Genomic DNA, 15,561 nt, shown 5'->3' with positions numbered 1-15,561 from the left:
CGGACGGCCGACCGCGTAGAGTGGGCGCCACCATGTCCAAGAAGACGTTCGAGGAGCTCTTCACCGAGCTCCAGCACAAGGCCGCCCACGGCGACCCCGCCACCTCCCGCACCGCCGAACTGGTCGGCAAGGGCGTCCATGCCATCGGCAAGAAGGTCGTCGAGGAGGCCGCCGAGGTCTGGATGGCCGCCGAGTACGAGGGCACGGAAGCGGCCGCCGAGGAGATCTCCCAACTGCTCTACCACCTCCAGGTGATGATGGTCGCCCGCGGAATCTCGCTCGACGACGTCTACGCCCACCTGTGACACCCGTCCGCCTGTGACACCCGCCCCCCGCCAGACACCCGCCCCGCCACGCGAAGGAAGCCGACCTCATGCTGCGCATCGCCGTCCCCAACAAGGGTTCCCTGTCCGGCCCTGCGGCGGAGATGCTGCATGAGGCCGGCTACCAGCAGCGCCGCGAGTCGAAGGAACTGCGGATCGTCGACCCGGAGAACGAGGTCGAGTTCTTCTACCTCCGCCCCCGCGACATCGCCATCTACGTCTCCTCCGGCCGCCTCGACATCGGCATCACCGGCCGCGACCTGCTGATCGACTCCGGCGCCAGCGCCGAGGAGATCCTCCCCCTCGGCTTCGCCCGCTCCACCTTCCGCTACGCCACCAAGCCGGGCACCGCCCACGGCGTCGCGGACCTGGCCGGCATGACGGTCGCCACCTCCTACGAGGGCATCGTCGCCAAGCACCTCGCCGACCAGGGCGTCGACGCCTCCGTCGTCCACCTCGACGGCGCCGTCGAGACGGCCGTCGAACTGGGCGTGGCCGAGGTCATCGCGGACGTCGTCGAGACCGGCACCTCGCTGCGCAACGCCGGCCTGGAGATCATCGGCGAGCCGATCATGACCTCGGAGGCAGTGGTCGTCCGCCGGGTCGGCGCCGACGCCGAGGAACCCAAGGTGCAGCAGTTCCTGCGCCGCCTCCAGGGCGTGCTGGTCGCCCGGACGTACGTGATGATGGACTACGACTGCCGCGTCGAGCAGCTCGAGAAGGCCGTCGCCCTCACCCCCGGCCTGGAGTCCCCGACCGTCTCCCCGCTGCACAACGAGGGCTGGGTGGCCGTGCGCGCCATGGTCCCGGCCAAGGAGGCCCAGCGCATCATGGACGACCTGTACGCCATCGGCGCGCGGGCGATCCTCACCACGGCCATCCACGCCTGCCGCCTCTGATCCGGAACACGCCATGTCGGACCCGACCTCCCCGCCCCCTCTGCCGGTGACCTTCCGGCCCGCCCGCACCCGCGTCGTCCTGCTCGCCGCGGGCGTCGCGGTGCTCCTGGCGCTGTGCGCCGTCGCGGTGCTGCTGGACCAGCTCGGGCCGGGGGAGAAGCTCAGCTTCGCCCTGACCGGGGTGCTGCTCTGCGGCATCCTGGTACGGCTCTCCCGGCCCAAGGTCGTCGCCGAGGAGTCAGGGGTGACCGTAGTCAACTTCGCCGGCGTCCGGCAGCTGGAGTGGGCGGAGATCGTCCAGGTCAACCTGCGCGCCGGCGACCCATGGGTCTACCTCAACCTCAGCGACGGGACGAGCCTGCCGGCGGTCGGAATCCAGCCGGGTATCGACAGGCGGCGCGCCGTCGCCGACGCACGGGCCCTGACGGCGCTGGTGGAGGCCCGCTCCACCGCCCGCCCCGACGGCGGCGACCGCACCCCCCGGAAACACCCCGAGAGCTGATCGGGTACGGACTCGGGGCCGCCGGCCCTGACGCGACAGCCCATGTCTTGATTAATCTGGAGAGCGGAGGCGCGCCCACCGCGCCTCCGCCCCTGCGTGCCGCCCGGCGCCCGGGGGCTCCTGCTACCCGAGGAGTGACTCCCTCCGGCGATGGACGGATCGTCCTGCAGTACCTGCGCCGCCCCCTGCCGACATAGCGCGGACCGCCGCTTCGCGGACCGCGCCGAGGCCCGGGCGGCGGCATCATGAGCATCCCCCTGCTGCTCCTGGCAGCCGCGTTCCTGCTGATCCTGGCCAACGGCTTCTTCGTGGCCGCCGAGTTCGGCCTGGTGACCGTCGAGCGCGCCGACGCCGAGCGGGCCGCCGCCGAGGGCGACCGACGGGCCGGCACGGTCGTCGAGTCGGTGAAGGAACTCTCCTTCCAGCTCTCCGGCACCCAGCTCGGCATCACCATCACCTCCCTGGTCGTCGGCATGCTCGCCGAACCGGCGCTCGCCGAGCTGCTGCACGGCCCCTTCACCGCGATCGGCGTCCCGGACGGCGCCGTCCGCGGACTCGCCGTGGTCGTCGGCATGCTGCTGGCCAGCGCCGCGCAGATGGTGATCGGCGAACTCGTGCCCAAGAACTGGGCGGTCTCCCGCCCGCTGCAGGTCGCCCGCTTCGTGGCCGGCCCGCAGCGCCTCTTCTCCCGCCTGTTCCGCCCGGTGATCGCGGCGCTCAACACCGTCGCCAACCGGCTGGTGCGCGCGCTCGGCGTGGAACCCGCCGAGGAACTGGCCTCCGCCCGCACCCCCGGCGAGCTGGTCTCCCTGGCCCGGCACTCCGCCCGGGCCGGCGCGCTGGAGCAGGACACCGCCGACCTGTTCGTCCGCACCCTGTCCCTGGGCGACCTCACCGCGCAGCACGTCATGACCCCCCGGGTGAAGGTCAGCGCACTCCAGTCGTCGGCGACCGCGGAGGACGTGGTCAACCTGACCCGGGCCACGGGCCTGTCCCGCTTCCCCGTCTACCGCGAGAAGATCGACGAGATCGTCGGCATGGTCCACCTCAAGGACGCGCTGGCGATCCCGGTGCACGAACGCCTGCGCACCCCCGTCGGCCGCCTCGCCCGCCCCGCGCTGCTCGTCCCCGAGACGCTGCCGGTGCGGCCCCTGCTGGCGCGCCTGCGCAGCGAGCAGCCCATTGCCGTCGTCGTCGACGAGTACGGCGGCACGGCGGGCGTGGTCACCCTGGAGGACATCGTCGAGGAGATCGTCGGCGAGGTCCGCGACGAGCACGACGACGTCGTGGACGCCCTGCCCGAGCTGGCCGCCGCCCCGCCGGAGGACGGCAGGCCCGCCTGGGACGTGGACGGGAGCTGCCGGGTGCACGTCCTGCGGCGGATAGGCCTCGACGTGCCCGACGGCCCGTACGAGACCGTCGCCGGGCTCGTCGCCGACCTGCTCGGCCGCATCCCGGTCCCCGGCGACCGGGCGGAGCTGCCCGGCTGGCGGCTGTCCGTGCGCCGGGTCGGCCACAACCGTGCCGAGCAGGTGCGGCTGGTGCGGACCGCGCCCGCGGCGAACGTCCTGGAGGCCGCCCGATGAGCGTGCTGCAACTCCTGTTCGCCGTGCTGCTCGTCCTCGCCAACGGCTTCTTCGTCGGCGCCGAGTTCGCGCTCGTCTCCGTCCGCCGCAGCCAGATCGAACCCCTCGGCACGGCCCGCGCACGCCAGGTGCTCCATGGCCTGGAGCGGCTGCCGCAGATGATGGCGGCGGCCCAGTTCGGCATCACCGTCTGCTCGCTGACCCTGGGCGCGGTCGCCGAACCGACGGTGGCCCACCTGCTGGAACCGGTCTTCGCGTTGCTGCGGCTGCCGCCCGGGGTGGTTCATCCGCTGGGCTATGTCATCGCCCTCGCGGCCGTGGTCTTCTTCCACCTGGTCATCGGGGAGATGGTCCCGAAGAACATGGCCATGGCCGCCCCGGAGAAGGCCGCCCTGTGGCTCAGCCCCGGACTGGTCGCCTTCGCCCGGCTCTGCCGGCCGATCACCGTGGCGCTCGGCGCGACCGCCCAGGGCATCCTGCGGCTGTTCCGGGTGGAGCCCAAGGACGAGGTGGAGGCCGTGTTCACCAGCGAGCAGCTCAACCGGCTGGTGGAGGACTCCGGCCAGGCCGGCCTGCTCGATCCGGAGGAGCAGGAGCGCCTGGAGGACGCGCTGGAACTGGGCTCCCACCCGGTGACGGACGTCCTGCTGCGCCACGAGGCGCTGGTGACCGTGCCTCCGTCGGTGACCCCGGGACAGATCGTCGACCTCACCGCCCGCACCGGCTACTCGCGTTTCCCGGTCGCCGCGGAGAGCGGCGCCTTCATGGGCTACCTGCACGTGAAGGACGTCCTCGACCTGGAGGAGTCCGACCGAGCCGTGCCGCAGCGGATCTGGCGCCCGATGACCACCCTGCACGCCGAACTGCCCCTCGACGACGCACTGAGCGTCATGCGCCGGGCCGCCACCCATCTGGCCCAGGTGGCGGACGCCTCCGGCCGGACACTGGGCCTGGTCGCGCTGGAGGACGTGCTGGAACTCCTGGTGGGCGAGGTCCGGGACCCGGCCCATCGCGAGACGCCCGCGGTGCCGGTCACGGAGTCCCCGTTGAGCGGGGAACCGGAGGGCGTGCTCGCCGGCTGACCCCGGCGGGGGGCCGCGGCGAGCCGTCACAGCGCCGGCGGATCCTGCGGCCCCCTGCCCGACAGCACCTCCCCGTACGCCTGCATCAGGTCCGGCAGCCGCAGCGTCGCCAGATCGTCCCGCGACAGCGCCCCGGGATACCCCGACAGGCGCAGGTCCCGGTACGCGCAGCTCTTCTCGTACAGCGTCCGCAGGAACCGGCCGTTGCCCAGCTCGTCGATCCAGTCCTGGTCGACCACGTGCCCGGCGACGGAACGCAACTCGTCCAGCGCCTCCTCGTCCCACCGGTCGCCGTTCTCCGCGGCCAGCACCTTGCCGATCTCGGTGAGTTCCAGGGGCCGGTACGAGGGGAAGTCGACACGGCTGGTGAAGCGGGAGGACAGACCCGGGTTCGCGGCCAGCAGGCGGTCCATGCCCTCCGGGTAGCCGGCGAGGATCACCACCAGGTGGTCGCGGTTGTCCTCGGCCCGCTTCAGCAGCACCTGGAGCGCCTCGTCGCCGTACGCGTCGCCCTTGCCGTAGCCCGAGTTGGACAGCGCGTACGCCTCGTCGACGAATAGGACCCCGCCCAGCGCCGAGTCGATCAGCTCGTTGGCCTTCACGGCGGTCTGCCCCAGGTACTCGCCGACCAGGTCGGCCCGCTGCGCCTCCACCAGGTGGTCGCCGCCCAGCAGGCCGAGGGCGTAGAAGACCCGGCCGAGGATGCGGGCCACCGTCGTCTTGCCGGTGCCGGAGGGGCCGGAGAAGACGAAGTGCCGTTTGGGCGGTTGGACCGGCAGCCCCTGACCGGCGCGCATCCGGGCCATGTTCAGCTGCGCCGACAACGCCTTGACCTGCCGTTTGACCGGTTCCAGGCCCACCATGCGCTCGAGCTGGGCGAGCGCCTCCTCGAGTAACGCCGGGTCGGTCGGCCCGGTGGGCGGCACGGGCGACGGCGGCGCCGCCCACTTCTCCCGCGCCCCCGGGACGTCCGCCGCCCGCGGCGGACCGGCGCTCGGCTCGGCCTCGGGCAGCCTCAGGTCCCGCCCCTCGGTGCCGAACAGCGGGTCGAGGACGTCGGGGCCGTCCGCGACGTCCTGCCCCGAGCCGGTCAGGCTGATCGCCGCGAGGTCGGCGAGGTCGGCGTGGTCGTCGTAGCCGTCGCTCTCGGCGATGGCCGCGAGTCGGGCCGCGGTGTCCATGAAGGCGGGGTCCACGCGGTGCACGGCCCGGTACAGGGGGAGCGCGGCCGCGCTGCGCCCGGTGCCCTCGTGGGCGCGTGCCAGCCAGTAGCGCAGCTCCTTGCGCTGCGGCTGCTCGCTGCGGCAGCGCATGAGCGCCGCCGCGAGCAGCGGCTCGGCCTGCCCGTACATCTCCAGCCGGACCCGTGCCATGCCGCCGAAGAGTCCGGCCTCGATGCCGAGCATGGGGTCGTCGACCAGGGAGTCGGTGTGCCGGACGAGCTGCTCCCAGTCCTTGGTGAGGTAGGCGCGGCAGCCGTGCAGGAAGCGGACCTGCGGGTCGGTGTCGACGGGCGGCAGTCCGGCGAGCGCCCGGTCCAGTTCCGGGACGTGCCGGCCGTCGAGCCAGTGCGAGGCGTGCGCGAGCAGCAGGTCGCGGGGGCTCTCCAGGACCGGCTGCACCCACCAGCCGAGCCAGTACCAGGAGTTGAGGGTGCGCCGGTGGCGGGCGCGCTGTTCGCCGAAGCGGTCCCGGTGCCGGTGCATCCGCAGCAGGGCGGTCGTCGTGTCGACCCGCAGCGCGTGGAGCCCGAGCCAGCCGTCGGCCATCCCGGGATCGATCCGGACGGCGTCCCGGAACTCCTCCTCCGCCTGCGGGTAGGCGCCCATGGTGTAGGCGTCCACCCCCCGCAGCCAGGCGAGGTCCGCCGGGGCCTCGGGGCCCTGGGTGCCGAAGTCCATCACGTCCCCCACAAACCGTGCCCCGTCGGTGGTCCGGCCGGCCTTGACCCGCCGGCTGCCTTCGCCGAACCGCTGTGCGGCGGAACGGAGTTGCCAGATGCGAACGGCTGCCGCGGGCAGGTCGCACCAGGGCATCGTACCCGCGGGGGTACCGCCCGCCGAAGGGTGCTTCACGGTTCGTTCGGGGAGGTGGGAGCCGCCCCGCCGGGGCGGAGAGGTGACCGAGGGTGATCTTCCGGGGGCGCTGAGCGCCCGGGGAGGCCGGTCCTGGGCAGAACGAAGCCCCCGATCACGGGGGAACAACCGGGGGCTTCGCGTCGACGGGCGGCCTCGACGGCCGCTCATTGAGAACGTAAGACCTGTACGGGCCCACGGTCAAGCGTAGTTGGGGCACCGCGGGAAGTTCCCGCGCAAGCGCCTTCACCATTTCACCACAGCGCCGCAGGGTCCTCACTCTGCGTGATGTTCCGGTTCGGTTCGGCTCCTCCCCGGGTCCGCCCGGGCCCGGGAAGAAGCCGGTATCCCTCCGCCCCGCCGGGTGACCGCCGGACCAGCAGATCGGCGTGGGGCAGGGAGGGGTCGTCGGCGAAGTGGCGTCGTTCCGCGCGCACCCACCCGGCCCAGAACTCCCCCAGCTCCGCTCCGTCCCGCTCCCGTCCGCGTGCCCAGGACTCCTCCTCCGGCAGATCCATCCACAGCAGGCACGCGAGGTACGGGCGCAGCGCGCGGCGGCCGGCGCCGACCCCCTCGACGAGGACCACCGGGGCCGGGTGCAGCGGGCGCGGCGCCCCGAAGCGGCGGGCGTGCCAGTCGTAGGGGGTGTACCGGGCGGTGGCGCCGCGGGAGAGCGGCCCGATCACCTGTCCCAGGAGCCGGTCGGTCCAGTCGAACATCGCGTCGTGGCTGGCGACGTCGTCGAGGTGCAGCACCGGGGCGTCGCCGAGCGCGCGTGCGAGCCGGTCGGCGAACGTCGACTTGCCGGAGCCCGCGTGCCCGTCGACGCCGACCAGCCGGACCGGCCCGCAGGACGGGGGGAGCCGGCGCAGGAAGGCGGCGAGCTGCTGGATGGTCGTTCCCGGGTGCGACGGGGGTGGTTTCCGCCGAGTGTACGGCCCGCGGCCGCCCGGCCGGACCGACCGGCGGAGGGCGTGCGGGGTCGAGTCGCGCCGGTCACGACGCCGGCCGGCGGGCGTGCGGGGTCGGGTCGCGCCGTTCACGACAGTGGTCGAGACCAATATTGGTCGGCCCGGTATGCGGCCTGGTGCTGGTACGGCGGGGCCTGGGCGGCCATAGTTGGCCCACAAACCCGCATCTGACCCGCCCCGACTCGGACACCTGGGGGTTTTCCGCCCATGAGCAGAGCCGAACAGCCGACCCGCAGAACCGTTCTGACCGCTGCGGTCGCCGCCGCCGCGGTGGTGGGCGGTGCGAGCCAGGCCGCGGCCGACGGCCCGGCCGCCCGTCCGCGACCCGGACCGGTCCCGGACCGCCCGGTCGACTACCGGTCCTGGACGACCTACGCCGACTGGCGCAGCGGTGCGGCCGCGGGCACCCGCGCGGTGGCGGGTGCCCGCCCCGGCCTGGTCATCGGCGCGCCGGCCGGCACCACCGACTACCTGGACCCGCACACCGGCGCCCGCGCCACCTGGGAGTACGCCACCTGGACGTCTCCCGTGCACCGGCTGCCCGTGCCCGCCACCGAGGTGATCGCCTCCTGGAACGCGGACACCCCGGCCGGAACCTGGCTCCAGGTCGAACTGCGCGGCACCTACCCGGACGGCACGGAGACGCCCTGGTACGTCATGGGGCGATGGGCGGCGGGCGACGCCGACATCAGACGCACCTCCGTCGACGGTCAGACCGACGGCCGGAGCAGCATCTGGACGGACACCTTCTCCATCGACGACGCGGCCTCCGGGCTGCGGCTGGCCTGCTACCGGCTGCGGCTGACCCTGTACCGCCGTCCGGGGGAGAGGATCACCCCGACGGTGTGGCGGATCGGTGCGATGGCCTCCGACGTCCCCGACCGCTTCACCGTCCCGGCCTCCGTCCCCGGCCTGGCGCAGGAGCTGATCGTCCCGCGCTACTCGCAGGAGATCCACGCCGGTCAGTACCCGCAGTACGACAACGGCGGCGAGGCCTGGTGCAGTCCCACCTCCTCGCAGATGATCGTCGAGTACTGGGGCGGGCGCCCCACCGACGAGCAGCTCTCCTGGGTGGATCCCGGCTACACCGACCCGCAGGTGTGCCAGGCGGCCCGGGCGACCTACGACTACCAGTACGGCGGCTGCGGCAACTGGCCGTTCAACGCCGCCTACGCCGCCACCTACCAGGACCTGCAGGGCGTGGTCACCCGGCTCGCCTCGCTCACCGACCTGGAGACGCTGATCGCGGCCGGGATCCCCGCCATCACCTCGCAGTCCTTCCTGAAGGAGGAACTGACCGGCGCCGGCTACGGCACCTCGGGCCACCTGATGACGGTGACCGGATTCAGCGCCGAGGGCGACGTGATCGCCAACGACCCGGCCTCGCCGAGCGACGAGGCGGTGCGACGGGTGTACCGGCGGCGCGAGTTCGAGACCATCTGGTTGCGGACCAAGCGCCACACCGCCACCGGCAGGGTCGCCTCCGGCACCGGCGGCGTGTGCTACCTGTACTTTCCGGCGCGCCCGACACCCCGCCAGCGCAAGGCGCTCGCCCGGGTGGGCGTCCGCTGAACCGCCCGCCGTCCGCCGCCCACCGCGGGAAGCGCCCGTACCGCGGTGGGCCGCCCACCGCGTGACGCACCCGTACCGAGCGCTCCCGGCACGACGGCCCCAGGAGCCTGGAGCACGTCGCGGCTCGGACCCCCGCCGCGGTGATCGCGATGCCGGCGACACGGCTCGGGCTGATCCGACGGGGAGTCGCGGCAGGCCGTTTCCGTGCCGCCGCGGCTCCCGGCGCGCCGCCGCCGGCCGGCACGGACCCGTCCGGCGCACCCCGCACGGGCGGGTTCCGGTGCGCCGCACCGCCGCACCGCGCGCCGACCGGTCCAAGCCCCTGCGATACCGGGCCGGGCAACGGTCCGGCGCCACCTGCCATACTGCGGTTGTCCCGCCGCCCGCCGGAACCCAGGGTCGACCTTGAACCTCAGCCCTCAGCACGGTGCCGCCGCACGCCCCCGGGCCCGCAGCACCGAACGTTCGCTGGCCCGCCGCGCCGAACTCCTCGCGATCGGGCGGAGACTGTTCGCCGACACCTCCTACGACGCCCTCTCCATGGACGACATCGCGCGGCAGGCCCGGGTGGCCAAGGGGCTGATCTACTACTACTTCCGGTCCAAGCGCGGCTACTACCTGGCCATCGTCCAGGACTCCGTCGCCGACCTCGTCACGCTCGCCGCGAGCGGTCTCGAACTGCCCGCGGTGGACCGGGTGCACCGCACGGTCGACAGCTACCTGCGCTACGCCGAGCACAACCAGGCGGCCTACCGCACGATCGTCAGCGGGGGCGTCGGTTTCGACGCCGAGGTGCACGCCATCCGGGACTCGGTGCGGGAGGCGATCGTCGCGACCGTTGCCGAGGGCGCGTACGGCCGTCCCGACGTCGCGCCGCTGGTCCGGATGGGGTTGCTCGCCTGGGTGTGCAGCGTCGAGGGGGCCGCTCTCGACTGGATCGACCGGCCCGGCCTGTCCCGCGACACCATGCGCGAGTTGCTGGTGAGGACGCTGGGCGGAGCGATGCGCGCCATCGAGGAGCTGGATCCCGCCTACCCGGCCCCCGCGCCCGCCCGCCGCGACTGACGGCTCGCCCCCTGCCGGGAACGCGCGGTCCCGTCCGCAGCGGCGGCGGCCCCTTCGTCGACCGGCGAGGACGGGGAAGCGGTGTGCGGCCGCCCGGCGACCCCGGGAGGCGCGGGGAGACGGGCGGCCGGACTCACCACCTCGGCCTCCGTTGCCCCCGCGCCCCGCCGAACTGCCCCGGATGCACGGTGGGAGCCGTCAGCCGGGTCCACTCCGGGTCGTCACGGCCGGGCAGGGTGCGACCGCCGTCGGCCCAGGTGAGCAGCAACTCCCGGTAGATGGGCGGGTCCTGGAGCTGCGGAGGGGCCGGCGGAACCGATTCAGCGGCAGCCGGGACGAACAGGCGCCGCCGTCCGGCCGTCGGATGCGTCGGGTTCATACCGGGCAAACGGCCGGCGGGCAGGGCAGGTCACCGCCTCGTCGCGTCGGGCGTGAGTTCGGGACGTCCGGCTCCGGTGCCGCCCCGGGTGCGTCGGCCGGCGAACCGTCAGGCGGCCTGGCCGCGCATCTCCGGCACCCGCATCGGGCGCGAACCCGGCCCGCCCGCGTGCGAGAAGGGCTGCATCCGCCAGTCCAGCCCCTGGGGGAGCGTCAACAGCAGGGCGGCGTCCTGCTCCTGGGGCCGGAAGTTCTCGTCGGCGGGGCGGGCCTCGGTCGCCGCGCGGCCCGTCCCGGCGCACACCGTGAGTCCGAACGGATTCCACGGCGAGGCGCACAGCGCGTGCTCCGGGAGGATCTCCTCCTCGGCGAGCAGGGCGATGGGCTGCGCGCAGTCCGGGCACGTCACCCGGTACATCTCGAAGGTCTCGTACGTGTCGGTTTCCTCGTCGAAGGAGTCGGGTTCGACGCCCTCCGGCTCGGGCTCGACGGCCGTCTGCTTTCGCTTGGACGCGGTGCGACCAGGGTGCCTGACACTCTGCATGGGACTCTCCCCCTCGGGCTGGGCCGTGAAGGCGCTGCGGCCTCGACCACAGCAAGCACTTCCCGTCGCGTCCGCGCGGTAATCACGAGACCATCACGGAGGTGGCCGGGGTCGTGTGGCGTTCGTCACATGCCGAACGCGGATGCCGGGCCCGGTGATCGGGCCGCCGCGGCCCCGGGTGGTGGCCGACCACATCACGAACCGGCTATGACCTGCGCTGCATAGGTATACGAGCGGATCGGCCGCCCTGTAGGTTCTACCGCCATGGAGGAGCTCGACCGTCAGATCGTGCAGCTGCTCGTCAGGGACGGGCGGATGAGCTACACCGACCTGGGCAGGGCCACCGGCCTGTCCACGTCGGCAGTGCACCAGCGGGTGCGCCGGCTGGAGCAGCGCGGCGTGATCCGCGGCTACGCCGCGGTCGTCGACCCCGAGGCCGTCGGACTGCCGATGACCGCCTTCATCTCGGTGAAGCCGTTCGACCCCAGCGCCCCCGACGACATCGCCGAGCGGCTGGCGGACGTCCCCGAGCTGGAGGCCTGCCACAGCGTCGCGGGCGACGAGAACTACATCCTGAAGGTGCGTGTCGCGACCCCGCACGAGCTCGAGGAACTGCTGGCCCGGGTGCGGTCACTGGCCGGTGTGTCGACGCGGACGACGGTGGTGCTGTCGACACCGTACGAGGCCCGGCCGCCCAGGATCTGACCGACCTGCGTGCCGGAGGCCGACCGCGGGGCGGGACACTGTCCTGCATGAGTGAGCGCACCGCCCCGCCGAAGACCACCCTGCTCCGCCGCGGGGAGGTGCACAGCCCCGCCGATCCCTTCGCCACCGCCATGGTCGTGGAACGCGGCCAGGTCGCCTGGGTCGGCTCCGAGGGCGCGGCCGACGCCTTCGCGGACGGCGTCGACGAGGTGGTCGACCTGGAGGGTGCGCTCGTCACCCCGGCGTTCACCGACGCGCACGTGCACACCACGGCCACCGGTCTCGCCCTCACCGGCCTCGACCTGTCCGCCGCCCCCACCCGGGAGGCGGCCCTCGCGCTCGTCCGGGACTTCGCCGCCGCCCGCCCGCGCGACCGGGTGCTGCTCGGCCACGGCTGGGACGCCTCCCGCTGGCCGGGCGGCCGGCCGCCGACCCGCGCCGAACTGGACGAGGCCACCGGCGGGCGCCCGCTGTACCTGTCCCGGATCGACGTCCACTCGGCGGTGGTGACCAGCGCCCTGCTGGAGGAGGCGAAGCGGGCGGGCGCGGCCGACGGCTTCACCGTGGACGGGCCGCTCACCGCGGGTGCGCACCACGCGGTGCGTGCCGCCGCCTTCGCCGCCGTGACTCCGGAGCAGCGCGCCGAGGCCCAGCGCGCCGCCCTGGCGCACGCGGCGTCCCTCGGTATCGGCTCCGTCCACGAGTGCGGCGGCCCGGAGATCTCCTCCGAGGACGACTTCACCGGCCTGCTCCGGCTCGCCGCCGAGGAACCCGCGCCGCGCGTCGTCGGCTACTGGGCCGAACGGGACGTCGACAAGGCCCGCCGGCTGGGCGCCGCCGGTGCCGCCGGGGACCTGTTCGTGGACGGCGCCCTCGGCTCGCACACCGCCTGCCTGCACCGGCCGTACGCGGACGCCGACCACACCGGTACCGCCTACCTGGACGCGGACGCGATCGCCGCCCATGTCCTCGCCTGTACGGAGGCCGGCCTCCAGGCGGGCTTCCACGCCATCGGCGACGCCGCCGTCGGAGCCGTCGTCGAAGGGGTGCGGGCCGCCGCGGAGAAGGCCGGTCCGGCGCGCGTCCGGGCCGCCCGGCACCGCGTCGAACACGCCGAGATGCTCACCCCTCAGGCCGTGGCGGCCTTCGCCGACCTCGGTCTCACCGCCTCCGTGCAGCCCGCCTTCGACGCCCTCTGGGGCGGCGAGGACGGCATGTACGCCCAGCGGCTCGGACCCGGGCGCGCCCGGACGCTCAACCCCTTCGCGGCCCTGCTGCGTGCCGGCGTGCCGCTCGCCCTGGGCTCGGACAGCCCGGTCACACCGCTGGACCCGTGGGGCACCGTGCGCGCCGCGGCCTTCCACCGCACCCCGGAGCACCGCGTCTCGGTGCGCGCCGCGTTCACCGCCCACACCCGCGGCGGATGGCGGGCGATCGGACGGGACGACGCGGGTGCCCTGGTGCCGGGCGCTCCCGCGGACTACGCGGTATGGCGCACCGGGGACCTCGTGGTGCAGGCCCCCGACGACCGGGTCGCCCGCTGGTCCACCGACCCGCGTTCCGGCACCCCGGGCCTGCCCGATCTCACCCCCGGCCGCGAGCTGCCCGTGTGCCTGCGCACCGTGGTGGGCGGGCGGGAGGTGTTCGTACGGCCGGGCGAGTGATCTGCGCCGTCCCGGGCGCCGCGCCGGGCTGCCGCGCGACCTGCGCATCCTCCCCGCTGACCAGGGTATTCACCACGAAAGCGCAGGCCGGCCGGCTGTTGACAGGAAACGGTCCGGGGCCGGTAGGTTCTGCGGAGTCCACCACCGGACGGCCGACCGGGGAGCGTCCGGGTACCCGCCGCGGCGCCGCTGGGTCAGGGCGGTGTCCCACGCACGCCGGGCACCGGCACCGGGAACCAGGCTCAGCGTCCGCGCCGGCGGGGGGCGATCCCGTCCGGTCGGCAAGGTGTGACCGGGGTGGGGCCCGAGCGCTCAGTAGACAACGGTTTCCGGCCGATCCGCAGCCAGCGGGTCCCGGACCGGCCCGAAGGGCGCCGGGCCCCCATCCACCGGGGGCGGCAAGCCCTCCCTCCTCCGCGGGAGGCTCCTCGCACGCACCGACCGCGCCCCTCCCACCATGCCGTGCACGCGGCCCGAAACGCGGTCTCCTACCCTGCTCTTGTGGAATCGACACCACCATACGAACGTCCTGTCACGTCATCGCAGGCCGCGGCCACTATGGTGGTCCTCTGCGCATGGAGATGAAGGGGCAGTAGTGAACGACGGCGACGGGACCCTCGCGGCCAAGGCCCAGGGGAGGCAGTTCGGTCCGCTGGGCACGGCCCTGGTGATCATCCCGACCTACAACGAGGCGGAGAACATCAAGGCCGTCGTCGGCCGGGTGCGCACGGCGGTGCCCGAGGTGCACGTGCTGGTGGCCGACGACAACAGCCCGGACGGCACCGGCAAGTTCGCGGACGAACTGGCCGCCGACGACGAGCAGGTGCACGTACTGCACCGCAAGGGCAAGGAGGGCCTCGGCGCCGCGTACCTGGCGGGCTTCCGCTGGGGCCTGGAGCACGGGTACGGCGTACTGGTCGAGATGGACGCCGACGGTTCCCACCAGCCGGAGGAACTGCCGCGCCTGCTGACCGCCCTCAAGGGCGCCGACCTGGTCCTGGGCTCCCGCTGGGTGCCCGGCGGCCGGGTGGTGAACTGGCCGCGCTCCCGCGAGTTCATCTCCCGCGGCGGCAGCCTCTACTCCCGCCTCGCGCTGGACCTGCCGCTGCGCGACATCACCGGCGGCTACCGGGCCTTCCGCCGCGAGACCCTGGAGGGCCTGGGTCTGCAGGAGGTCGCCTCGCAGGGCTACTGCTTCCAGGTCGACCTGGCCCGCCGCGCGGTCAGGGCCGGGTACCACGTGGTCGAGGTGCCCATCACCTTCGTCGAGCGGGAGCACGGCGACTCCAAGATGAGCCGCGACATCCTGGTGGAGGCGCTGTGGCGGGTCACCGCCTGGGGTGTGGGCGAGCGCGTCCAGAAGATCACGGGACGGGGCCGGCCGACCGCGGCCGCGCGGCCGGAGGACCGTACCGCGGAGGACCGGGACCCTACCGCGGAGGACCGGGACCGTACCGCGGAGGACCGCACCTGAGGCGGCGGCTCCCCGCGCCGGCCGCGGCCCTTCGGCGGCGACCGGCACCGGAGCACCCGCCGCAGCGGCTCACCGGCGGCGGCGCCGGGCCGTCCGGGGCCGCGCCGACGCCGTCGCGCCCCCTTTCCCGCTCCGCGTCGGAGCGGGGCACACTGGAGGCATGACGACAGGCGCTCCGACCCCGCCCCGCACCCACCGGCCCCCGCGCTCCCGGCTGCGCACGCTGCTGCCGCTGGGGGTGGCCGCCTGGCTGGTGCTGGAGATCTGGCTGCTGACCGTGGTCGCCGGTGCGGCGGGCGGCCTGACGGTCTTCCTGCTGCTGCTCGCCGGTTTCCTGGTCGGCTCGATGGTCGTCAAGCGGGCCGGGCGGCGCGCCTTCCGGAACCTGAACGCCGCGCTCCAGACCGGCGGCTCCCCGTCCGGAGGCGGCGGCAACGGCCTGATGATGCTCGGCGGGCTGCTGCTGGTGCTCCCCGGCCTGCTCTCGGACGCGGTCGGCCTGCTGCTGCTCGTGCCGCCGGTGCAGCGGGCCCTGAGCCGTTTCGCCGAGCGCAGCTTCGAACGCCGGTTGCGCGCGGCGGCCCCGGGCGGCCTGGGCGACGCCTTCCAGCAGGCGCGGATGCACCGCCCCGACGGCAAGGTCGTGCCGGGAGAGGTCGTCCGGGAGGACGAGTCCGGCAACCGGGAGGACGAGCCCGACGGCACCTCGCAGGAGCCGCGC

14 protein-coding genes are annotated in these 15,561 nt (G+C 74.0%); 11 read left to right on the top strand and 3 right to left on the bottom strand.

What is annotated here, in order from left to right; all coding sequences use genetic code 11:
• Nucleotides 1-32 precede the first annotated feature (32 nt).
• The 5 genes from ACL02U_RS12220 (at nucleotide 33) to ACL02U_RS12200 (ending at nucleotide 4,392) form a co-directional block, all read left to right on the top strand.
• Entirely contained in the window at nucleotides 33-305 is a 273-nt protein-coding gene (locus ACL02U_RS12220; protein ID WP_412790768.1) for a phosphoribosyl-ATP diphosphatase, read from the top strand.
• A gap of 68 nt (nucleotides 306-373) precedes the next feature.
• Nucleotides 374-1,222: an ATP phosphoribosyltransferase gene (gene hisG, locus ACL02U_RS12215; RefSeq protein WP_412790767.1), complete on the top strand. Its 849-nt coding sequence runs from the start codon at nucleotides 374-376 to the stop codon at nucleotides 1,220-1,222.
• Between the two features lie 13 nt (nucleotides 1,223-1,235).
• The gene (locus ACL02U_RS12210; protein ID WP_412790766.1) at nucleotides 1,236-1,724 is read left to right on the top strand and encodes a PH domain-containing protein; all 489 of its coding nucleotides are present in this window, start codon (nucleotides 1,236-1,238) and stop codon (nucleotides 1,722-1,724) included.
• A gap of 245 nt (nucleotides 1,725-1,969) precedes the next feature.
• On the top strand, nucleotides 1,970-3,310 hold the full coding sequence (locus ACL02U_RS12205) for a hemolysin family protein (RefSeq protein WP_412790765.1): 1,341 nt from the start codon (nucleotides 1,970-1,972) through the stop codon (nucleotides 3,308-3,310).
• Nucleotides 3,307-4,392, top strand: a complete 1,086-nt coding sequence (locus ACL02U_RS12200) for a hemolysin family protein (protein ID WP_412790764.1) — start codon at nucleotides 3,307-3,309, stop codon at nucleotides 4,390-4,392. The genes ACL02U_RS12205 and ACL02U_RS12200 overlap by 4 nt, the downstream gene beginning before the upstream one ends.
• Before the next feature lie 26 nt (nucleotides 4,393-4,418).
• On the opposite strand, the gene ACL02U_RS12195 is transcribed toward ACL02U_RS12200, so the two are convergent.
• Both ACL02U_RS12195 and ACL02U_RS12190 read right to left on the bottom strand, forming a co-directional pair.
• Nucleotides 4,419-6,293 (bottom strand): AAA family ATPase, encoded by a 1,875-nt coding sequence (locus tag ACL02U_RS12195; RefSeq protein ID WP_412790856.1) that lies wholly within the window; start codon nucleotides 6,291-6,293, stop codon nucleotides 4,419-4,421.
• A 428-nt stretch (nucleotides 6,294-6,721) separates the two neighbouring features.
• The gene (locus ACL02U_RS12190) at nucleotides 6,722-7,360 is read right to left on the bottom strand and encodes a uridine kinase (RefSeq protein ID WP_412790855.1); all 639 of its coding nucleotides are present in this window, start codon (nucleotides 7,358-7,360) and stop codon (nucleotides 6,722-6,724) included.
• Nucleotides 7,361-7,645: 285 nt separating this feature from the next.
• Here ACL02U_RS12190 and ACL02U_RS12185 point away from each other — a divergent pair, with 285 nt between their 5' ends.
• Both ACL02U_RS12185 and ACL02U_RS12180 read left to right on the top strand, forming a co-directional pair.
• Nucleotides 7,646-9,010 carry a peptidase C39 family protein gene (locus tag ACL02U_RS12185; RefSeq protein WP_412790763.1) on the top strand — a complete coding sequence of 455 codons (1,365 nt, stop codon included), beginning with the start codon at nucleotides 7,646-7,648 and terminating at the stop codon, nucleotides 9,008-9,010.
• Nucleotides 9,011-9,415: 405 nt separating this feature from the next.
• Nucleotides 9,416-10,075, top strand: a complete 660-nt coding sequence (locus tag ACL02U_RS12180; RefSeq protein WP_412790762.1) for a TetR/AcrR family transcriptional regulator — start codon at nucleotides 9,416-9,418, stop codon at nucleotides 10,073-10,075.
• Between the two features lie 487 nt (nucleotides 10,076-10,562).
• Here the strand turns inward: ACL02U_RS12180 and ACL02U_RS12175 are convergent, their stop codons facing one another.
• Nucleotides 10,563-10,997, bottom strand: a complete 435-nt coding sequence (locus tag ACL02U_RS12175; protein WP_412790761.1) for a hypothetical protein — start codon at nucleotides 10,995-10,997, stop codon at nucleotides 10,563-10,565.
• A 264-nt stretch (nucleotides 10,998-11,261) separates the two neighbouring features.
• On the opposite strand from ACL02U_RS12175, the gene ACL02U_RS12170 reads away from it, so the two are divergent.
• The 4 genes from ACL02U_RS12170 to fxsA all read left to right on the top strand — a co-directional run.
• A complete protein-coding gene (locus ACL02U_RS12170) occupies nucleotides 11,262-11,702 on the top strand; it encodes an Lrp/AsnC family transcriptional regulator (RefSeq protein ID WP_412790760.1) in 441 nt (146 codons plus the stop codon).
• Nucleotides 11,703-11,749: 47 nt separating this feature from the next.
• Nucleotides 11,750-13,366 carry an amidohydrolase gene (locus ACL02U_RS12165; RefSeq protein ID WP_412790759.1) on the top strand — a complete coding sequence of 539 codons (1,617 nt, stop codon included), beginning with the start codon at nucleotides 11,750-11,752 and terminating at the stop codon, nucleotides 13,364-13,366.
• 595 nt (nucleotides 13,367-13,961) lie between these two features.
• The gene (locus ACL02U_RS12160) at nucleotides 13,962-14,840 is read left to right on the top strand and encodes a polyprenol monophosphomannose synthase (protein ID WP_412790758.1); all 879 of its coding nucleotides are present in this window, start codon (nucleotides 13,962-13,964) and stop codon (nucleotides 14,838-14,840) included.
• A 160-nt stretch (nucleotides 14,841-15,000) separates the two neighbouring features.
• A partial coding sequence (fxsA, locus tag ACL02U_RS12155) for an FxsA family membrane protein (RefSeq protein ID WP_412790757.1) occupies nucleotides 15,001-15,561 on the top strand: 561 nt, incomplete at its 3' end.

It is taken from the genome of Streptomyces sp. MS06 (assembly GCF_047200655.1).
GTDB lineage: Bacteria > Actinomycetota > Actinomycetes > Streptomycetales > Streptomycetaceae > Streptomyces.
This window is presented reverse-complemented; position numbering and strand designations above follow the sequence as displayed.